The organism is Martinezella lusitana, from assembly GCF_010668395.1.
Lineage (GTDB): Bacteria > Pseudomonadota > Alphaproteobacteria > Rhizobiales > Rhizobiaceae > Rhizobium > Rhizobium lusitanum_A.
This window is the reverse complement of record NZ_WUEY01000012.1, coordinates 51,105-71,995: the sequence shown is the minus strand read 5'-3', so window position 1 is coordinate 71,995 and position 20,891 is coordinate 51,105. Positions and strand designations below refer to the sequence as shown.

Annotated in this window: 19 protein-coding genes and 1 pseudogene; 9 read left to right on the top strand and 11 right to left on the bottom strand. The window is 60.2% G+C overall.

All coding sequences use genetic code 11. The features are described from left to right. Positions 1–13: 13 nt before the first annotated feature. From GR212_RS23000 to GR212_RS22970, 7 genes are all read right to left on the bottom strand, one after another. Positions 14–1,015: an ABC transporter permease gene (locus GR212_RS23000; protein ID WP_163989865.1), complete on the bottom strand. Its 1,002-nt coding sequence runs from the start codon at positions 1,013–1,015 to the stop codon at positions 14–16. An 11-nt stretch (positions 1,016–1,026) separates the two neighbouring features. Continuing rightward, positions 1,027–2,040 carry an ABC transporter permease subunit gene (locus tag GR212_RS22995; RefSeq protein WP_163989862.1) on the bottom strand — a complete coding sequence of 338 codons (1,014 nt, stop codon included), beginning with the start codon at positions 2,038–2,040 and terminating at the stop codon, positions 1,027–1,029. A 16-nt stretch (positions 2,041–2,056) separates the two neighbouring features. Then, entirely contained in the window at positions 2,057–3,562 is a 1,506-nt protein-coding gene (locus GR212_RS22990; protein WP_163989860.1) for a sugar ABC transporter ATP-binding protein, read from the bottom strand. Between the two features lie 111 nt (positions 3,563–3,673). Beyond that, positions 3,674–3,991: a DUF4286 family protein gene (locus GR212_RS22985; protein WP_163989857.1), complete on the bottom strand. Its 318-nt coding sequence runs from the start codon at positions 3,989–3,991 to the stop codon at positions 3,674–3,676. A 151-nt stretch (positions 3,992–4,142) separates the two neighbouring features. Beyond that, entirely contained in the window at positions 4,143–5,222 is a 1,080-nt protein-coding gene (gene torT, locus GR212_RS22980; protein ID WP_163989854.1) for a TMAO reductase system periplasmic protein TorT, read from the bottom strand. A 68-nt stretch (positions 5,223–5,290) separates the two neighbouring features. Beyond that, positions 5,291–5,710 carry a GlcG/HbpS family heme-binding protein gene (locus GR212_RS22975; protein WP_163989852.1) on the bottom strand — a complete coding sequence of 140 codons (420 nt, stop codon included), beginning with the start codon at positions 5,708–5,710 and terminating at the stop codon, positions 5,291–5,293. 17 nt (positions 5,711–5,727) lie between these two features. Further along, positions 5,728–6,483, bottom strand: a complete 756-nt coding sequence (locus tag GR212_RS22970) for a glucose 1-dehydrogenase (protein ID WP_163989849.1) — start codon at positions 6,481–6,483, stop codon at positions 5,728–5,730. Between the two features lie 498 nt (positions 6,484–6,981). On the opposite strand from GR212_RS22970, the gene GR212_RS22965 reads away from it, so the two are divergent. From GR212_RS22965 to GR212_RS22950, 4 genes are all read left to right on the top strand, one after another. Then, complete coding sequence (locus GR212_RS22965; protein ID WP_163989846.1) at positions 6,982–8,046, top strand: aminopeptidase; 1,065 nt, start codon at positions 6,982–6,984, stop codon at positions 8,044–8,046. A 66-nt stretch (positions 8,047–8,112) separates the two neighbouring features. After that, positions 8,113–8,865: an alpha/beta fold hydrolase gene (locus GR212_RS22960; RefSeq protein ID WP_163989844.1), complete on the top strand. Its 753-nt coding sequence runs from the start codon at positions 8,113–8,115 to the stop codon at positions 8,863–8,865. 69 nt (positions 8,866–8,934) lie between these two features. Continuing rightward, positions 8,935–9,927, top strand: coding sequence for a Gfo/Idh/MocA family protein (locus GR212_RS22955; RefSeq protein WP_163989842.1), 993 nt, complete (start codon positions 8,935–8,937; stop codon positions 9,925–9,927). A gap of 48 nt (positions 9,928–9,975) precedes the next feature. Continuing rightward, on the top strand, positions 9,976–11,586 hold the full coding sequence (locus tag GR212_RS22950; protein ID WP_163989839.1) for a GMC family oxidoreductase: 1,611 nt from the start codon (positions 9,976–9,978) through the stop codon (positions 11,584–11,586). Between the two features lie 28 nt (positions 11,587–11,614). Here GR212_RS22950 and GR212_RS37770 read toward each other — a convergent pair whose 3' ends face one another. Beyond that, entirely contained in the window at positions 11,615–11,932 is a 318-nt protein-coding gene (locus tag GR212_RS37770; protein ID WP_163989836.1) for a transglutaminase N-terminal domain-containing protein, read from the bottom strand. A gap of 709 nt (positions 11,933–12,641) precedes the next feature. On the opposite strand from GR212_RS37770, the gene GR212_RS22940 reads away from it, so the two are divergent. The 5 genes and pseudogenes from GR212_RS22940 to GR212_RS22925 all read left to right on the top strand — a co-directional run. Further along, positions 12,642–15,110, top strand: a complete 2,469-nt coding sequence (locus GR212_RS22940) for a TonB-dependent siderophore receptor (RefSeq protein ID WP_163989833.1) — start codon at positions 12,642–12,644, stop codon at positions 15,108–15,110. A 54-nt stretch (positions 15,111–15,164) separates the two neighbouring features. Further along, positions 15,165–16,019 carry an ABC transporter substrate-binding protein gene (locus GR212_RS22935; RefSeq protein ID WP_163989831.1) on the top strand — a complete coding sequence of 285 codons (855 nt, stop codon included), beginning with the start codon at positions 15,165–15,167 and terminating at the stop codon, positions 16,017–16,019. A 50-nt stretch (positions 16,020–16,069) separates the two neighbouring features. Continuing rightward, on the top strand, positions 16,070–18,016 hold the full coding sequence (gene fhuB / locus GR212_RS22930; RefSeq protein ID WP_163989828.1) for a Fe(3+)-hydroxamate ABC transporter permease FhuB: 1,947 nt from the start codon (positions 16,070–16,072) through the stop codon (positions 18,014–18,016). A 36-nt stretch (positions 18,017–18,052) separates the two neighbouring features. After that, a complete protein-coding gene (locus GR212_RS37205) occupies positions 18,053–18,352 on the top strand; it encodes a GGDEF domain-containing protein (protein WP_246725886.1) in 300 nt (99 codons plus the stop codon). Beyond that, positions 18,292–18,660 (top strand): annotated as a pseudogene (locus GR212_RS22925) (diguanylate cyclase domain-containing protein); the annotation flags it as partial. The gene GR212_RS37205 and the pseudogene GR212_RS22925, both read left to right, overlap by 61 nt. A 31-nt stretch (positions 18,661–18,691) precedes the next feature. Here GR212_RS22925 and GR212_RS22920 read toward each other — a convergent pair. The 3 genes from GR212_RS22920 to GR212_RS22910 are packed head-to-tail and all read right to left on the bottom strand — an operon-like array spanning position 18,692 to position 20,838. Further along, the gene (locus tag GR212_RS22920) at positions 18,692–19,411 is read right to left on the bottom strand and encodes an LrgB family protein (protein ID WP_163989825.1); all 720 of its coding nucleotides are present in this window, start codon (positions 19,409–19,411) and stop codon (positions 18,692–18,694) included. Positions 19,412–19,420: 9 nt separating this feature from the next. Beyond that, positions 19,421–19,822: a CidA/LrgA family protein gene (locus GR212_RS22915; protein WP_163989822.1), complete on the bottom strand. Its 402-nt coding sequence runs from the start codon at positions 19,820–19,822 to the stop codon at positions 19,421–19,423. Between the two features lie 11 nt (positions 19,823–19,833). After that, positions 19,834–20,838, bottom strand: coding sequence for an NAD(P)-dependent oxidoreductase (locus GR212_RS22910; protein WP_163989819.1), 1,005 nt, complete (start codon positions 20,836–20,838; stop codon positions 19,834–19,836). Between the last annotated feature and the right edge of the window lie 53 nt (positions 20,839–20,891).

The window sequence follows — 20,891 nt, the reverse complement described above, 5'->3', positions numbered from 1 at the left end:
CCGGCAATCTCCTTTAGAGCCTTGCCGCCGCGGCATAGAGCCGATCGACGAAGACGGCGGCTATGAAGATCACGCCAAGGATCACCATCTGCAAGAAACTGTCGACTTGCAGCAGATCCATGCCGTTCGACAGTACGGTCAGGAACACGCCGCCCAGAATGCAATGCCAGATATTGCCTTGGCCGCCGCGCAGCGACACGCCGCCGATGACGGCTGCCGCAATGCTCTGCAGCATCAGGCCGCCGCCGATATTCGGCTCGCCCGAACCGGTCCGCGCGGTCAGCAGCATGGCGCCAACAGCGATGAAGACCGAGCAGACGACATAAGCCGTCAGCACATATTTCCGGGTCGGCAATCCCGCCACCTCGGCTGCGCGGGGATTGGAGCCGTAGAGATAGATGCCACGGCCGAACGTGGTGTAGTTGAGGAGTGCATGGACGACCACAAGGGTGATGACCGCTGCCAGCACCGCCACCGGAATGCCGAACAGGCTGGCGCGGCTGAAGATATCGGTGAATTCCACCGGTAGGCCGAAGACGGGGAAGCCGCCGGAGACGGTGGCGGCGAAGCTGGCTGCGACGCCTTGGGTTCCGAGCGTCACCACGAAGGGATTGACCTTGAGGAAGACCACGCAGGCGCCATTGATCAGGCCGGCTAGGATGCCGAAGCCGATGGCAACGACGATGGCGAGCGTGATCGACAGGCCGACCGCATTCGGGTCGCTTTTCAATATCCCGGACATCACCAAACCCATCGCCACGCTGATCGCCGACAGGACCGTGCCCATCGATAGGTCGAAGCCCCGCACGATCAGCACGATCATCTGCCCCGCTGCCAACAGGACAAGATAGCTCGATTGCGTCAGGATATTGCTGATGTTGCGCGGCGCGATGAACAGCGGTTGAAAATAGGCGAAGAACAGGCAGATTAGTACCAGGACTAGTGGCAGCAGGCCGCGTGAGGCGAAGCTGCGTATCCAGCCATGGCTGCGCTTCGCGGGGGTATTTGTTCTCATAACATTCGCATTCATGTCCGCGACCTCGATCTGCCATAGCCCTCGACTGCGACGGCAGCGACGAGCAGTATTCCGATCACCATGGCCTGGAAGCGCGTGTCGACCCGGCTGAGATTCATGCCGTTGGCCAGGATGGCGATTAGTAATGCGCTTAGGGCCACGCGTTCGATCCGGCCAACGCCGCCGCGTAGCGACACGCCGCCGATGACCGCTGCTGCAAGGCTCTGCAGCATATATTCCGCCCCAAGTGTGCCCTCTCCGGAACCGACGCGCGCCGTCAGCAGCACCCCGGTCAGCGCGGCCAAGAAGCCGCAGATGACATAGGCTGAGACTAGGCAGGCGGCGGAACGCACGCCGGAGGCGCGCGCGGCTTCCGCATTGCCGCCGACCGCATAGAGATGCCGGCCAAACGCGGTGCGCTTGAGCGCCAGCCAGACGATCAGCGCCGTCAGCATGGCAAGGTAGATATTGGTCGGTAGGCCCGCGAAGCGCAGGCGGGCGAAATCGTCGGTAAAGGCCTCGGGCATGCCGTAGATCGGAGTACCGCCGGCGGCATAGAGCGCGATACCGCCGGCGATCATCATCGTCCCCAGCGTAACCATGAAGGGCGAGACCTTGAGCAGCGACACGCAAAGGCCGTTGATCAGCCCGATCAGGCCGCCGGCAGCTAGCGCCGCCAGGATGCCGAGCGTCACCACGAGATAGGGACTGTCGGGCAGCAATGGTGTTAGCGCCGCCATGACCAGGGCGCAGGTGACACTGGCTAGGGCCACCACGGCGCCGACCGAGAGGTCGAAGCCGCCGACGATCAGTACGATCGCCTGGCCGATGGAAATGATCATCAGGTTGGCGGCATTGCGCACCACGTCGATGAGGTTCGTCGGCGCAAAGAAGCTGCGGCTGAAAAGCGCGAGTGCTAGGAGCAGTAAGACGATCAGGATCGACGAGATGCCGAGCCTGTCGACGATGCCGCCTGTGCCGACATGCGAGGCCCGGCGGGCCATTGGTTGCGTGCGGTTCTGCACCGGTGGTTCTCCTGGACTAGGCCTGTGCCATCTCGACGTTGAAGAAGGCGTTGAGTACGGCCGTTTCGGAAATTTCGCTCTTTGCCAGTTCCGTCACGATTTGCCCTTCGCGCATGATGTAGACCCGGTTCGAAAGGTTGAGGATTTCCGGCAGTTCGGACGAGATCAGCAGGATCGCCGCGCCCTGTGCCAGAAGCTTGGCCATCAGTTCGTAGACTTCGACCTTGGCGCCGACGTCGATGCCGACGGTCGGCTCGTCGAAGATGAATATCTGGGTGTCGCGCGCCAGGCCGCGCATCAGCATAACCTTTTGCCGGTTGCCGCCCGACAGAAGCGAGACGGCACGTTCGATGTCCGGCGGGCGCAGTTGCAGCTGGGCGGCAACCGTGCCGATCAGCTTGCGTTCGTTGCCGCGCCTCAGCATGCCGAGTTTCGAGAACGCAGGCTCGGTGATCGATGCCATCGAGGCGTTCTCGCGAATGGCGCGGGTCGGCGCGAGACCTTCGGCGCCGCGGTCGGAGGGAAAATAGCACAGTCCCCGCGCCAGCATCTTGGCCGGGACAGATCCCGCCACGGTGTTACCCCTGACACGCAATTCTCCCGCCGAAATCGCATCCAGGCCGTAAACGGCACGGCCGACCTCGGATTTACCGCATCCGACCAACCCGGCTATGCCGACGATCTCGCCAGCCCTGACATCGAGCGTGACGTCGCGGACACGACCATCCGCAGTCGACAAGCCCTTGACGGCCAGCATCTGCGCGCCGGGCTTTTGCTCGATACGCGGAAACAGCAGGTCGATCTTGCGGCCGGTCATCAGTTCGACCAGGCGCATGTCGGTGACATCGGTCATCGCGCCGGATGCGATGCACCGGCCGTCACGCAGGACGGTGAAGCGGTCGGCGATCCGGCGCAGTTCCGGCATGCGGTGCGAAACATAGATGATCCCGACGCCGCGCGCTTTGAGCGCCAACACCAGTTCGAACAGCTTTTCCGCCTCGCGATCGGTCAGCGACGCTGTTGGTTCATCGAGGATCAGCAGGTGGACATCCTGCAGCAGCGCCTTGGCGATCTCGACCATCTGCTGTTGCGCGCGTGACAGGTCGCGAACCAGCGAGCGCTCATCGAGTTCGAAGCCCAGGTCGTCCAGCAGCCGCTGCGCGCGGGCATGCATTTCCGAAACCCGCAACAGGGCCTTGCCGGTCATTTCGCGGCCGAGGAACAGGTTTGAGCTGACGTCGAGATCCGGGATCAGGCTGAATTCCTGAAAGACCGGGCTGATTCCCAGCATGCGAGCGCGATGCGGCGTAAGATTGCGCAGCGGCTGGCCGCGATAGTGAAATTCGCCGGTATCGGGGCGGCGAGAACCACCGATGATATTGATCAGCGTCGACTTTCCGGCGCCGTTTTCGCCGATCAACGCATGAACTTCGCCAGGATGCATCTGGAAATCGACATTGTCCAGGGCGACGACGCCCGGAAATCGTTTCGTTATGCCGTTGAGACGGATCAGACTGGACATGAGGTTAGGCCCTCGTGAGTTTCCTCGGAAACCGATTTTCACGGTCTGTGGCAGTCCCGTGCGCCGCTGGGTCTGCGCCGCAGGCTGCGACGGCACGGTAAGGGTCGTTTCTCATGGATCGATCTCGACATAGATATTGCGGACGCGCTTTAGAAAGTGTGGCAGCAGTTCCTTGGTCCACTCGGACGGACCGGCGATCCTGGCATACTCTGGACTATCCAGCACTGCAGGCGACTCGAGTTCGTAGACCGCCAGATATTTCGGATCGCCCTCCAGGGCCATGTAGCGCTTACCGCTGATGAAGCCGGAGCAGGCCATACGCTCCGGGTAATGCTCCTCGCGATACCAGCGATTGAATTCGTCCTCATAGGCAGGGTCGATCTCGATCATGACCAGAAGCAGGCCACGCTCGCGTTGTGTGACGTCCATATTGAAATTCCTGTTTCGTCGATCAGGTCCGCGGACCCGACCGGCGCGGATTGGTCCCGCCATGTCCACGCCGGTCGCTGCAGCCTCGGGAGGCCGTGTTCATTCCGATGTGCGCCCGCTGACTACGGGTGGGCGCGCATGCGTCGCTCGCTTATTCCACCGAGAAGACAGGCTTCCAGTCGCTCGGGCCGAACTCGCCGGTGAGGTCGTAGTCCTTGAGATTGTCCTTGGTGACTGTGATTGGCATGGCGGTCAGGCGCTTGTCGAACGGCATCTTCTGCAGCACGCGCACCGCTTGGTCGACGCCGATAACCGTGGTCGCGACGCTACCCTGCAGGGGCGCTGCGGTCACGACGCCGGACTGGACGCCGGCCAGGCTACCGGTGTTGAGATAATCGCCAACGACGGGAATGGATTCGTGGCCCGATTCTTTGATCGCGTTCGGCGCTACTTCGTTCATTACCGCATTGCCGATGATCGCCTTGGCGTCCGGATAGGTGTGGAGCGCATCCTCGACCAGCCGCTGCTGTTCGTTCTTGGTGGTGTTGCCCCAGATGGTCGCGAGGATCTTGATCTTCTGGCCCTTCAGCGCGTCCTGATGACCCTGGGCCGAAACGGCTGCCCAATTGGCGGCCTGCGGGCCGGGGAAATCAAGAATGCCGATCTCACCACTCTCGTTCTTAAAATGATCGATCAAGAACTGGGCGGATGCCTTAGCCTGGGCATAGTTGTCGGGGAACACGCCGGCATCGTAGGGCATATTGGACGACACCATGTTGTCGACCGCGATCTGGGCGATGCCGGCCTGCTTGCCTTCCTCGATCTTGCGGCGAAGGCCTTCTTCTGAAATCGCCTGGAACAGGATCGCATCGGCGCCGAGTGCTACGCAATTGTCATACTGCGAAATCTGTTTGGTCAGGTTCTCAAAGCCGCCGGCGTCGAAAATCGTCATCTTGAGGCCGAGTCGCTTTGCCTCCTGAACGAAGGCATAATTAATGCCGATGAACACGCTGTCGGTGAGCGTCGGCATCAGCACGCAGAGGTGCCACTTCTTCTTCACGTCCGACGGCTTGAGAAGTTCATACTTTTTCGGCGTCTGCTTGTCGCCCTCCCAGGCATTGACCGGATAGGGCGCCCAGCCCCATTCTCTGACATCGTCGGCCCGGGCCATATTCGCGCCCGCAAGCGTCGACAGGATTAGCCCGATCGTCATTCCAAGTCTAAATCGCATTCATGCCTCCCTTTAGATTACAGATCGCACGGACCGGAAAACCAACCCGTATCCGGCCGCGAACTCATTCAGGCGCAAAGACTCTCGATATGCAGGACGGCGGCCTCTGCCACGTCGACATCCTGCTCCGCGGAACCGCCCGAAACGCCGATGGCGCCGACGACTTCGCCGCCGATGGTAACCGGTACGCCGCCGCCGAACACGACGAGTGGCTGCCGGTGCGAGACTTCCAGGCCGTAGAAAGGCCCGCCTGGCTGCACGCCGGCCATTAGGTCGGCGGTGCGGCTGTTGACGGTGCGGGCGGTGTAGGCCTTGGCCTGCGCGATCTCGATGCTGCCGAGCAGTGCCTTGTCCATGCGCAGGAAGGCGACGAGGGCGCGGCCGGCGTCGAGTACGGCGATGCTCATCGGAACGCCGATTTCGCCGGCGCGCTTCGCCGCCGCCTGCAGGGCCGCCTGTGCCAGGTCCGCCGAGATAGTGTCACGCATATCGCAAACTCCGTTGATCAGTTGTAGGCGCCACCGTTGATCGACAGCGTCTGCCCGGTGACGAACGCCGATTCATCCGCCGCGAGATAGGCGGCAAGTGCTGCGATCTCCTCGGGCCTGCCCTGGCGCTGTAGTGGAATGCTGTCCCGGACCACTTTGTCGGTGCCGGAGGGGCCGCCGAGAAAATCGATTACCGGCTGGTTGAATTTCGTATCGACCCAGCCAGGGCAGATGGCGTTGACGCGTATCCGGTCAGGCGCCAGTTCGAGTGACAGCGCCACCGTCAGCCCGTTGATTGCAGCCTTAGACGATGAATAGACCGCCAGTCCTGGCGCGCCGCGCAGGCCGGCCATGGACGACATGTTAATGATCGAGCCGCCGCCGGCCGCCTTGAGATGCGGCGCCGCGTGCTTGATCATCAGGAAAACGGACTGGACGTTGACGGCAAACACCTTGGTCCAGAGCGTCAGGTCGATCTCCGGCAGCATCCTGTGTGCGATCATCCCGGCATTGTTGACGACGATGTCGAGCCGGCCGAACCGTGCCGCGGCGGCCTCCACAGCGCCCTTGACGTCGTCCTCACTGGTGACGTCGCAGCGGATCCAGTCGACCGACGATCCCAGATCCTCGACTAACTGCCGCCCCGCAATCTCGTTGATGTCGGCAATCATTGCCCGGCCACCCTCGACCACTATGCGTTCGACGGTGGCCCGGCCGATACCCGTCGCGCCGCCTGTGACAAGCGCAAGTTTCCCTGAGAGCCGCTCAGACACGTCTCTACTCCTCCCGGCAATGTTAAAAAGGCTGCTAAAAGCTTTATGTGTCGACACTTAGCGAATGTTTCTGCGTCTGTCACGAGGGAAAATGCGGGGAAAGTGAAAAAGAATCCGATATTTTGCGTGGAATATCGGCACATATGATTGAATATACTGCGCTTTTGAAATTCTGGTGCACGGTTTGCCGTCTAGCTAATATTTGGGATCTGTCGACACTAGCGATGGCGATGGTTCGTTGCGTCACGGGACATCGACACTGGCGGCCAAGTTCAATTTCAGAGAGTATATGTCGACACTAACTGTAAGTGCAGATCAGTATGGATGCCGATCAATTAAAAATATTCCATATATATCATGCATATATGTACATTTACATGGAAAATCGGCTACCTATCATCTTGACACATTTTCCAAAATGTCGACAGAATAGGTTCGCAATCGGATGAAGCAAAGGCAAGCGGTTGCGTCAAGACAATGCCCGCAGGAGAAAATTGAATGACGATGGGAGCGAACAGCCTTCTTACTGGAACGCTGGACTATTTGCGGCGGCCGCTTGTCCGCAACATCAAGGAGGGACAGCGCGTGCTCGTCCTGTCCGATACCGAGCATGATCCGCGTGTCTGGCAGGCGGTGATGACCATCCTCGCCGATATCAAGGCCGACGCGACGCTAACGCTGTTCAGCCGGCGCCCGGCAGACTACTATGACCCGCCGGAAGCGGTCTGTGAGGCGATGATGAAATCGGATGTCAACATCCTGATCGCTTCTACAGGAATGCTGCATTGCCGCGCGAGCCTTCGCTCGATGGAAGCCGGCATTCCTTCCATCTGCCTCGATGGCGGCATGAAGCTCGAATGGCTGCAGTCCGGCGCAATTACCGACGACATGAAGCAGATCGCCGTGCGAAAGCACTATGTCGGCAAGAACGTTTTCGGCGCCGGCGCCAAGACCTGCCGCGTCACCTCGCGCTACGGCACCGATTTCACCTATAGCGTCGAAAACATGATCTGGGTGCCGCCGCTACCGTCTGACAGTTTCGATCCCTACAAGGTGATCAACTTCCAGAAGGACGAGAACCGCCCGGCCGGCAAGCTCTACTACTACCTCTATCCGACCGGCGAGTTCAACGTTGCCCCGATCGAAGGCACGGCCAATGGCAAACTGGTCATTGACCTGACCATGCACCATCTCGGCCTGCTCGGCAGCCCGATCGAACTGACAGTCGAGAAGGGTCGCATCGTCAGCATCGACGGCGGCGTCGATGCCCGCATTCTGCGCGATTTCCTCGCCACTTATGGTGACGAGAATGCCTATATGTGCCCAGCCGAAGCGTCGGTCGGCGTCAATGCCAAGGCGGTGGTGCGCGGCATCCAGCGCGAGGACAAGAACATCATGGGTACGATGCATTTCGGCCTCGGCACCAATATCGACGTCGGCGGCTCGATCTATTCGAAGATCCACATGGATGGTGTGATCCTTGAGCCGACGCTCTATGTCGATGGCGTCAAGCGCATCGAAAACGGCAATTTCCTCGTGCCGATCGAAGGCGATGCCGGCTGAGAATGGACATGCGGCGGTCTGCGCCGCATGATCCTTGCTGTGACAGGGCGGGAACGGTTCGCAATCATGAAGACGCTTATTTTGAACGGCACGATCGAAGGGGAGGGCGAGGATCTCGTTCTCCTTCACCCGGTCGGTCTCGATCACACATTCTGGGGGGCGCTAGCCTCTTTGGTCGGCAAGCGGGTGCTATCGCTCGACCTCAGGGGGCACGGCGAGTCCGGAGCCCCCGACGAGCGGCCTCCGATCGAAGTCTATGCCGAGGATGTCCATGCCACGATGCGGCATCATGGCATGGAACGTGCCGCCGTGCTCGGCCTGTCGTTCGGTGGCATGGTTGCCCAGACGCTGGCGCTCTCGTATCCCGGGGCCGTGTCGCGCCTCATTGTCTGCGCCTGCCCCGGCGGTCTACCTCCGGAAGCGCACGCCATGATCCGCGAGCGTGGCCTCGCGGCAGAGCGCCGTGGTATGGCTGCGGTGGTCGAGACCACCCTGGAGCGCTGGTTTACGCCGGCCTTCATGGACGACCCCCGAGTAGAGCGGGTCAGACAGCGTCTGCTCAGCGACGATCCGAAGCTCTGGTCGGACGGCTGGCACGCGATTGCCGGCTTCTGGGCCCTGCCGCGGCTTGGTTCCATCACTGTCCCAACCATGGTCATTGCTGGCGAACATGACAAGGCGACGTCACGCGAAGCGTCGACCACGCTTGCGGCGGCCATTCCCGGTGCCAGCCTGAGCATCCTGCCGGGTGCCCCGCATATGATGCAGATCGAAAATAATCCGGCTTTCGTCGAGGCGGTGGCCGAATTCCTAGCATAGCGCCGCCCAAGGCGGACTGAAATGACCTGCTGCGGCCTGGCGCCGTTGCCGGGTGGAGATCTATTGTCCATGAAAGTTGTATTCATCGGGGCGTCCCACTGGCATCTGGACCTCTATATGGTCCCGTTCCTGGATGTGCCCGGCGCCGAGCTCGTCGGTATTTCGGACCCCGATCCGGTCGCCGTGCAGACGCTTGCGACCAGGTACGGCTGCGAAGGCGACGTCGATTTCAAAAGGCTCTGCCGCAAGCTGAAGCCGGATTTCGTCTTTGCGCTCGGCCGCCATGCCGATATGCCCGACGAAGCGGACTTCCTGATCGGCGAGCGCATTCCCTTCGCGCTGGAAAAACCCTGTGGCGTCAGCTCCAGGGATGTGGCGGCGATTGCGGAGAAGGCCGAGCGTGCTGGCGTTTTCGCCGCAGTGCCGCTGGTGTTCCGCAACGGTGATTTCACCGAATACCTGGTCGAGCAAAGCCGTTCCGACGGCTTTCACTACATGTCGTTCCGCTTTATTGCCGGCTTTCCGCAGCGCTATCGCGCGGCCGGCTGCGAATGGATGCTGGATCCCGCGCTTTCAGGCGGCGGGTCGACCATCAACCTCTCCGTCCATTTCCTCGATCTCGGTCTGCGGCTGCTCGGACCGGGCACGCGCGTGCTGAGCGCGAACATGGCCAACAAGGCCTGGGGGGAGCCGGTCGAGGACTATTCGTTGGTGACGCTTGAGCGCGATGGTGCGCTCTGCACGGTTGAGACGGGTTATCTCTATCCGGCGCCGACCAGCAATTTCGACATGCACTATGCGTTTCGCGGCCCCTCGAACTATGTCATCGCCCACGATCCGGGCACCGTCGAGAGCCTCGACAACCAGGGCCGGTCGCAGCGATGGCAATCGGTGACCACCAACGTGCCGCATTATCGCACCTTCGTCTTCGACGTGCTCGAACGGGCGCGGAGGGGGGATACGCCATTGGCAACGCTGGCCGACATGGTGCCGGTCATGAATCTGGTCGAGCAGGCCTATGCGCGGGCCGGTCGGGCAGCTTTTCACGGACAGGTCATCTAAACATTTAGGCGTCGCCGGGCGCGCGGCGTGGAGGAATTGGAGGAAAATATGGCCGAGGGCTATTACGATTTCATCGTGGTCGGTGCGGGTTCAGCAGGCGCGGTCGTCGCCGCGCGGCTGAGCGAAAATTCGGCCTGGAAGGTACTTCTGCTGGAGGCCGGGCCGCCCAACAAGAGCATCTGGCTCCATGTGCCGATCGGTTTCGCTAAGAACTTCACCAATCCCAGATACAACTGGATGTACACCGCCGATCCGGACTCGTCAATCAATGGTCGCCAAATGTTCACGCCACGCGGCAAGACGCTCGGCGGCAGCAGTTCCATCAACGGCATGATCTACCTGCGCGGCGTGCCGACCGATTTCAATCACTGGCGGCAGATGGGCGCCGTCGGCTGGGGCTATGACGACGTGCTACCCTTCTTCCGCAAGCTCGAGACCTACCCTGAGGGAGACAGCACTTATCACGGCCGCAGCGGTCCGATCGAGGTCACCGATGCCGCCTGGCGCAACGATCTAACAGAAGCGTTCATCGCCGCCGGCCGCGAGCTCGGACTACCCCGCAATGACGGCTTCAACGGTCCGGTCCAGGAAGGGGTCGGCTATTTCCAGCTATCGCAGAAGCGCGGCCTGCGCAATTCCACCGCCCGCGGCTATCTGAAGCCGGCCCGCAACCGCCCCAACCTGCATGTCGTTACAGAAGCACTGGTCGAGCGCGTCATCCTCGACGGCAAGCGCGCGGTGGGAGTCGAATACAGTGTGGGCGGCCAGACACGCCAGGCACGCGCCGGATGCGACATCATTCTCAGCGGCGGCGCGATCAATTCACCGCAGATCCTGCAGCTCTCGGGCATCGGCGCCGGCGAACTGCTGTCGCAGCGGGGGGTGGCGGTGCAGCACGAACTGCCGGGTGTCGGCGAAAACCTCCAAGACCACTACAATTGCAAGGTGTCGACCCGGATCAGCCGGCCGCTGACGGTCAACGACCATGTCAAGAATTTCCCGGCCAAGGCAAAGGCGGCGTTGCGCTACGCGCTGTTCCGCGACGGTGCCCTCACAGTTGCCGCCGGCGTTGTCGGCGTCTTCACCAAGAGCCGCCCGGAGCTTGAGGTTCCGGACCTTCAGGTGCATTTCTTCCCGTTTTCCGGCGACAATCTGGCGGTGGCGCCGCATCCGTTTTCGGGCGTGACGGCGATCGTCAACCAGCATGTGCCGGAAAGCCGCGGTCATGTCCGGATCCGCTCGAGCAATCCGCGCGAATATCCCTCCATTCTCGGCAATTACCTCAAGGAGGAGCTCGACCAGCGCACCCTAGTCGCAGGCGTCAAGTTCCTGCGCCAGATGTTCGGCGCCACGGCGATGAAGCCCTTCGTTATGCATGAGATGAAGCCTGGCAAGGACGTGCGGAGCGACGACGAAATTCTCGCCTATGCCCGCGAGACTGGCGATTCCTGCTATCATCTCTCCGGAACCTGCCGCATGGGCATGGCTTCGGCAAAGATGGCGGTTGTCGACGAGCGGCTGCGGGTGCACGGCATCGAAGGCCTGCGCGTCGCTGACGCCTCGATCATGCCGCAGATCACCTCGGCCAACACTAATGTCACGACGATCATGATCGGCGAAAAGGCGGCGGACATGATCAAGGCGGATGCACGGGCCTGAGGGTCGCGAAGATCTGCCTCGGCCACCGTTATCGCGAAATCGCGATAACGGTGGCCGACTGCATGTCGTCTCTCGCACGTTTCGGGGGGTGCCGATGCGGATCATGAGCGTACAGGAATGGATAGTTGATCGCGGAAGCCGCAATGTCGAATACGGGCCATGCCGACGCGGTCAGGTCTACGGTCGCCGAGCTATCTACCACGAGACTGTCGCTTCGGGTCTGGAATGTCGCGGAAGCGATCGCGTTGCCGAACACGTCGTTCGACCAGCTCAGTTCAGTCTGAGGGAACGTTGAAACCTTATGATCGAGCAACCTTAGCTCCCGACCCTCGCGGGGCCTGAGCATAAGCCGGTGGGCGACAGCGACACAGTCTCTCGAAACCTGTAGGTCGTACAGTGATGAATGTTGAGCATCGGCATGGAAACGGATCCCTGAATGCTAATGGTGAGGCCGCTGCCCCCGACCCGGGACAAGAGCGTATCGTCTGCGTGCCGCGCCCAGCTAATTACCGCATCAACCCAGCCGCGCGAAGCGCATCGTTGATAACATTCATGCTCGCGAAAGGAAGCGTCGAGGTCGGTGCCATCAGCCAGCACGCAGAGGTTATGTTGAAGCCAGGAGAGATTATCGACTACCGAGATACGGGATTGATATCTGTGCGAGAAACCATAATCGAAGGCGAGATGCCGTGGCGTCAGGGCCGGTTCATCTTCAACAACGCTCGTCTTGCCGATGTGCTTACCCACATAGGACGATACCGAGATGGACCTATCATGGTTTGCGTGCAGCATTGGGCGACCTGAGGGTAAATGGCAATATCTCCCTCCAGACACCGAAAACGCCCTCGCTGCTGTGCAGTCATCCGTCCATTTCCCGATCTGCAGTCTTGGCGAGGTGACCTCGGTTGGCTCCTGAGGCGATCCAAGTCGGCGCCCGGGAAATAATTCCAGAAAATGTGAGGGTACGCCACCGGCTCGCGCGATAGACACTATGAGAAGGCTGGCAAGATGGCTCGCCGCCTTCGCTCACATATCGAATACAGCAGGGGCGACGCATGAGGGGCACGACATTGAAAAGCAGAACCTTGGTTTTGCTCACGGCAACGGTTATGGCGGGCATCGCCGGAAATAGCCTCGCTTACAAACCGGCATTCGCGCAAGCGGCTTCTGATCAGCGGGTGCATAACTTTGATATCTTAGCAAAACCAATCCGGCAGGGTATGAACGATATCGTTAGGGCCAGCGGCATTAATGTCGTGTTCACGGAAACATCGGCGGCATCCAATATCGGTCGGCCAGTACGCGGCTCCATGAGCACGGCGCAAGCGATCGCAACGCTCCTCGCCGGCTCCGGTCTGCAATATAGTTTCACCAATTCCAACACCGTGACCATCCTAGGCGCGACGCAGGTGGGCAACGGTGCCACGACTACCGATGCCACGACGCTTGCGCCAATTGTCGTCCAAGGCAATCGCGCCTCGTCCGAGACGAGTGATCCATATGCCAGTCAACCTAATCCGTCGACCGAGATTGGTTCGAAAGAGCCGTTGACACAGCGCGAAATTCCCCAGACGCTGTCGACTGTAACCCAGAAGCAAATTCGCGAGCAAAGCGCTCAGTCGCTAAATGAGGTGCTTGAGAAAACGCCGGGGGTGACGGTTCTTCAAAGCGACTCCTCGCGCTATCAGTATTACGCCCGCGGCTTTCCGATTTCGAACATCCAGGTCGATGGCTTGCCGATCTCGACCAATCCCAACCTGTCGCAGACATCAAGCACCGGCGCGCCCAATCTCGCAATGTTCGATCGCGTGGAAGTTCTCGATGGTCCCGCTGGTCTCTACAACGGTTTCGGAAGCCCGGGCGGCGCCATCAACCTTGTTCGCAAACGGGCGCAATATGAATTCAGCGCCTCTACCGAACTGGGAATCGGCAGCGAAGGTGGTCGCCATGGCGTATTTGACGTCGGCGGACCGCTGAACCCCGATGGAACTGTCCGCGCCCGCTTCGTCGGCGATTTTTCGAACGAGGATCTGACGCAGGCCACCACCTGGAAAAAAGACCGGTCGTTTTATGGCACGATCGAGGCTGATCTGACGCCGGATACGTTGCTGCGGCTGGGCGCGAGCTATGGCAAGCGGACCGAGCACACCACGTGGGTCGGAAGCCCCCTTTATACCGACCTGACGCCGGTTGGAAACCGTTCGGACTACTTCGGCAGCGATTGGAACAGGGACTCGTATGAAGCGACCGATGTCTATGCCTCGATCGAGCACAAGTTTGACAATGACTGGAAGATTAAATTTTCCAGCGACTATTCCTATCTGAAAAACAGCATTACCCAGACCGACATCTACACTCTCGTCGATCCCACGACAAACCTTGCGACAATCGGGTCCAACCGCAAGGACGGAAGCGAAAGTAACAAGTCTCTCGATCTTTACGCGACCGGCCCCTACTCGCTTCTTGGCCGCACGCATCAATTGACGATCGGCGCGAACTACGCGCGCATGGATGAGCATCAGACGACTTACTACGGAGCGGGCGGCGATGACTTCAATAGCCAGGTCATCGATGTCTTCAACTTCATCTATGCCAAGCCCGTATGGCTCGGCCTGCCGACCGACACCGACGAGGGCACGACCGACACGACACAGTATGGCATTTACGGCAATACGCGCATCAGCCTGACAGATTCACTCACAGCGATCCTCGGAGGTCGCGTCACATGGTGGAATTCGGATTTCGGGCCGGACGCTGTCTATAACTATGATGGCTATACCTCGACCTCGGACCGCTACAACGGCAGGTTCACCCCTTATGCCGGCCTTGTCTACAAGCTCAACGATACATATTCGCTTTACGGCAGTTACTCGACGGTGTTCCAGCCGCAATCGGATCGTGACAGCAGCAACCAGGTGATTGCTCCGATCGAGGGCGATCAGTTCGAAGCAGGCGTAAAAGGCGAATTCTTCGGTGGTGACCTGATCGCTTCGGCGGCGGTGTTCCAGATTACGCAAAAGAACCGGGCGGTCCTGGATCCATCCTTCCCGCTCGATGCCTTTTACCTCGCCCAAGGCAAAGCCCGCACCCGCGGCATCGATCTAAGAGTGTCCGGAGAGGTCGCAGACGGACTGACGGTTACCGCAGGGTACACCTACAATAACAGCAAATACCTCGACGAAGACAGCAGTGACTCGATCGCCTCAAATTTCTCACAGATCGCACCGACCCACCTCTTCAAGATCTGGGGCAACTACCGGCTTCCTGGCCAATTCGACAAATGGGAGGTCGGCGCAGGGCTAAGCGCGACCAGCGAACTCTATTACGAGCGACCGACCGGAAAGATTACGCAGCCTGGCTATGTCACTATTGACGCGCGAGTCGCGTACAACTTCAACGACAAGGTCTCGCTCAATCTGAACGGAACCAACATCTTCGACCGGCAATATTTCCAGCCCGCCAACCACAGCGTCGAATGGGGCGAGCCGGCTAAGGTTATGCTGACGCTGCGTGCAAAGTACTGATCATTGCGTGGCGCGATCGACATATTTACACGTCGGGGGCTGCTGAGCGGATCATTGGCGGCAATTGCCTTTCCCAGGCACGTCTTGGGCGGCGACAGCAAACGCGCTCTACGTTTGGCCGCCCCTGACCGTGGGGCGGCGCAGACGCTTCTGGCGCTCGGTGTCGTCCCTGTTGTCGCAGTCTCGCGCGATTTCTTTGACGCGATGGGAACCAGACCGGCCATACCCGATGGTGTCGTCGATTGTGGTGATCCCTCGGAGCCCAATCTCGAAGTCATCGCGAGGATGAATGTCGACCTCATTGTTACGTCGACGATTTCCTCCGACATTCGTGAAGTCCTGTCACGGGTGGCGCCAGTCCGCGCACTAGACATTTACACTGGTCGACCAGACGCACTGGGCAGAGCAAAAAGAGAGGCGCTCGGCCTTGCCACGGAACTGGATGCGACCGTCGCATGCACTGTCTACCTTGAGCGCTTTGACGACACCATCGTCGCACTGCGCTCGAGGCTCGCCATTTGGCCGCGCCGTCCCGTTTACCTTGTTGGTCTTGCGCCCGACGGACGGAATATGACCGTCTATGGCCGCAACAGCCTTATGTGGGATGTCATGGATACACTCGGCATCGAGAACGCCTGGCGAGGTCCCACGAGCATATATGGTTTCACTAATACAGGAGTGGAGCTCCTGGCGGGTTGTCCCGACGCAATGATCGTGAGCATTGACTATGGCGACCTCACCAACACGGCGATGCAAGCCCTTTCTCGCAGCGTTTTCTGGCTAAACCTCCCCGCCGTAAAAACCGAACGCGTTTTTACGATCCCGCGTTTCGAAGTTTTCGGAGCGTTGCCCGCTGCTGCTCAGTTTGCCCCGCTTATCGTCGACACCCTTTTGTCGGTTTCGCAATGAGCCTTGAAATAGAGCCCATTGCCGGTCTTGGACTGCGAAACAAGGCCATCATGACAACCATTGTCGTGGCCGCCCTTACGATGACTTACCTTAATCTGGTCCACCAACTCCCGGTCGAAGACTGGCTCTCTTCACCTATCAAAGACGTACCAGATCTGGATCGGATCGTCTTTCTCTATGCTCTTTTGCCGCGTCTGGTAATCTCCTTGATATGCGGCGCAGCGCTCGCAACATCGGGGGCGGCATTGCAACAGGTGATGCGCAACCCTCTTGCCGAACCGACCACATTGGGCGCGAGCGCCGGGGCCCAGCTTGCGCTCATGGGCGTAGCACTTTGGTATCCGGGCTTGCTCGCGTTCGGTCTGGATACCGTTGCCCTGGCTGGCGCGGCGCTGGCATCGTTGGCCGTCGCATTCTTCGCCTTCGACAGACATTTCTCACCCAGGCGACTGATCCTCAGCGGTCTGATTATCACTTTATACGCGGGAACGCTGATAACGTTGATGTCGATCTTCCATAGCGATGATCTCGGCGGGATCTTCATCTGGAGTACTGGCACCCTTAATCAAAATGACTGGAACGGCGTTCGGTCTCTCCTGCCGCGACTGGCCATATGCTGGTTTGCGTTGTTGATGATCGCCCGGCCGCTTTCGGTCACACATCTCGGCGACGAAGCTGCGCGCTCGCTGGGGGTGCCGATCGGAATTATTCGATTGCTGGCGCTCATTCCTGCCGTTGCCCTCGGCGCGTTCGTTACCAGCGCGGTTGGCGTGATCGGTTTCGTGGGGCTTGCGGCACCCGCTCTTGCACGGGCGCTCGGTGCTAGGCGTTTTCAAAACCATCTCCTGGTCGCTCCCATCATCGGCGCGATGCTGCTTTGGTGCACCGATCAAGGCGTGCAAATCCTCTCGCGTTTCGGCTGGATCATTCCAACCGGGACAGCGACGGTTCTGCTTGGTGCGCCTATTCTTGTATGGCTGCTTGTCTCGAGCAGAACCGGTTTTGTCTCTGCGCCATGGGCTGCCGAACAACGCGCGGGTTTCCCAAGATCCATCCTCCTCGCCATGCTCACAGCGGTTTGTCTTTCAGCGATCGGGGCAATGATCGTTGCAAAAGCTGACCAGGGATGGCTGCTCGAAAGTCCCCTTACAATTGGTCCGATCTTCGACCTTCGCTGGCCTCGAGTCGTTGGCGCCGGCACAACGGGAGCGATGCTGGCAATCGCGGGCGTATTAATTCAACGCCTGACGGCCAACCCGATTGCCAGCCCTGAAATTCTGGGCATCTCGTCGGCTGCGACGCTCGGAGCAATGGTTGTTCTTTTGCTCGTTCCCGATCCCTCGCGTTTCGAGATCTTGGTTGCCGCCTCGATCACCGCGACGCTTGCATTCGGATTGATCATCTTACTGACGCTTCGGGGAGGGGGAACTCCTGACAGACTACTGATGCTCGGCCTGGCCATCGGGACCTGGGCAAGCGCTGGATCCGTATTTTTGCTCGCAAGCGGCAATTCCCGGACGAGCCAAGCCCTCGCATGGTTGTCGGGTTCTACATACCGGACCTCATCTATCGACGCAATGGTGGCCCTTGGGGCGCTGGTGCTGTCGGGGATACTCTTGGCGAAAGCCACTCACTGGTTGAGGATCCTTCCTCTCGGCGATGCGGTGAGCGTCGAACTGGGTCTACCTATGCATAGGGTACGCATTAGCCTGGTCGCACTTACTGCGGTCTTGACGGGTGTTGCCACCCTGGTGGTCGGTCCTCTCAGTTTTGCTGGCCTGTTGGCCCCCCATTTGGCACGCCAGTTCGGATTGGCGAGGGCAGGGCACCAGATTATCGGCGCAGCCTTCATCGGTGCGATCATCCTGATTATCTCCGATTGGCTTGGAAGAAATTTGCTGTTCCCATCGCAAGTTCCAGCAGGGCTATTGTCCAGTATGGTTGGTGGCCCATATCTCATCATCATGATGTATCGCGGACGAAGGAGTTTAGGTTAATGGCGTTTCATCGCCGTTAGTCTCCTGCCGGTCATCATGCTCGCGTTCCGGAAAAGCTATCGTCATGTCCGGCTCGCCGCGACGTATGACCGAATGACCGGCGCACTGAACCGTCAGGCCTTTTGCGCCCGCGCCGGCGCAATGCTCGACCTGGCGCAACGACAACAGCGGATTGTGCTGTTGTCGTACCTTGATCTCGATGGCTTTAAGGCGGGAACGACGAGCATGGTCATCACGCCGGTGGTGAAGTTCTTCAGGTCTTTTCGACAGGCGCCGCCCGGGAACTGCGTCGGGAGGACTGCTTCGGCCGTGTCGGCGGCGACGAATTTGCGATAGCGATGTTCGTTTCATCGAGCGACGAAGCCCAGGAGCTTGCCGCGAGCCTGCACAGACGATTTTCATCGGTGCTTGCAAAATCCCCCTATGCGGTGACCTGCAGCATGGGCGCTCTAATCGTTCCGGCCCGTAATCGCCACACCTGCGATGAACTGATGCGATTGGCGGATCGGCTGATGGATGGCGCGAAGCACAACGGCAAAAACCAGGCCGTGATTGCGACCGCGATCCCGCACAAACACCTGTCCCATAACGCCCCGCATCCACAGCGCGCTGCAGTTTCGATCGGCCGGATCGCGGAAGCCTGACAGCGTTCGAGGAGGAGCATCCGCTCCGCGGCTATTTCCAGATCATCATCAGGATCGGCACCAGAAGAGCGGTCAGGAGACCGTTCAACGCGATCCCCAGTGCAGCAAAAGCAGCGCCGAGTTCATTGCGAGAGGCCACCTGAGCGGCTGCGACACCGCTTCCTGCGACGCCAGCCGCAAGACCGTGAGCACGCCAGTCGTCGATCCGCAGTTGCTTCAGCATCTCCTGGCCGACGACAGCGGCGACAATGCCGCCCATGATGGCAAGAGCCGCGGTCAGCGCCGGAATCCCGCCGATCTCCTGAGAAACCGCCATGGCAATCGGCGTCGTGACGGCCTTGGGCGCCATCGACAGGGCAACCGCGCGTGAGCCCCCGAGAGCCCAGACGATAGCGACACCGCTGACGATCGACGTGATCGACCCGGCCAGCAGCGCCACCCCAATTCCGTTCAGATTGCGTCTGACGTAGACGAGGTTGCGAGCAAGGGGCACCGCCAGTGCAATGGTGGCAGGGCCAAGCAAGAAATTGATGAACTGGGCGCCCGCGAAATAGGTCTCATACGAGGTGTGCGTCGCCAGGACAACGACGCCGACAAGGGCAATGGCGATCAGGACCGGGCTGGCGAAGGCCGACCCGCGACACGCTCGCTGGACGGTTCGACCGATGACATAGGCGAGCAGCGTGACTGCCAGCCAGAGGAGCGGCGTCGCTGAAAGCGGTGTCCACAAATGGGTGATAACCTTGGTCATTCTGACCTCCTAAGCGCTCTTCGGCTCGACGGCGGCGTGCCGACGTTCGGAATGACGAACGAGCCAATGCATGACGAGACCCGTCACCGCGATACTCAGCACCGTCGAGCCAATGAGCGCAGCAATGATGGGCAGCCACTCCTGCTGGAGCAATCCCGCCTCCGCGATGATGCCGACGCCGGCGGGGACGAACAGGAGGCCCATATGAGAAATGAGCCCATCCGCGGTGCGATGGAGCTCCTGTTCGGTCGCCCGGTCCTTGATGTGCGGCTTTTTCTGGTCGGTGAGGGCAAGGATGGCAGCGAGCAGGAACATGCCGATCACCGGTCCGGGGATCGGAAGGGAGAGCGCTGCTCGCAGGCCCTCGCCGATGAGTTGACAGGCAATGAGGATCAAAAAGGCGGCGGGCATGGGCGTCATCCTCAGCGATCGGCGGTCGTGCTGCGACCGGCCTCAAATGGCAAGCCGGCATCGCGGGCAGCGAGCAGCCCGAGTGCCGACCAGTCGAGTGCGGCATGTCCTGCGGCGACGAGACCGACGAGCCGATCATGGACAAGGCTTGCTGCCGGCATGGGCACCGCCTGGCGTTCGGCTTCGGCCAGTGCAAGGCGCACATCCTTCACCGCAAGCGGCACGGCCATGCCTGCCGGGCTGTAACGCTCATCGACGATCTTGCCACCATACGTGCGGTGAACCTTGGAATCGAACAGCGAATTCGTAAGGACCTCGAAAGCCAGATGCTGGTCCATGCCGCTCTTTCGCAGGAGCGCGAGGACCTCGCCCATGCTCTCAAGCGTGATTGCGGTTAGCACGTTTCCAGCGAGCTTCATCAAATTCGCCTGCGAGGCCTTCTCGCCCAACAGAAAAAGACGCTGTCCGAAGCGATCGAGCAGCGGCCGGGCCTTCGCCATGCTCTCCGGATCGCCGGCGGCGAGAACGAAAAGCTTGCGATCGCGTGCGAGATCAGGATTTCCGAGCACCGGGGCGGCGACATAATGCTGCGCCCGGGTGGCATGATCGTTGGCGAGCTCCTGCGACAAGCCCGGGCTGATCGTACTCATTGAGATATGGACGGCGCCCGCCTGCATGCAGTCCAGGAGACCATCGCCATCGCGAACGACCGCGCTCAGGGCGTCATCGTCCGGAAGCGATGTCACGATGGCCTCGCAGTCTGACAGGGCAGCAAGCGATTGCACCGGTCCGACCCCGACGCCCTTGAGGACAGAAGCGCGAGAGAAATCACGATCGAACGCAAGGACCTGATGGCCATCTGCGGCGAGACTGCGCGCCAGGGCACTGCCCATATGACCAAGGCCGACAATACCTATGGTGCGATCTGACCGCTTGAGTTGCCCTTCCTGCAAAGATGCCGGGAGGTTGCCTTGGGGCTCATGTGCCTGGCGTGTCGCCTGAGTTTGGGTATTCATCGCCATTTTCCTTTTTTTGCGGGTCGCAGTCAGAAATTTAGCGATCTGCCCTT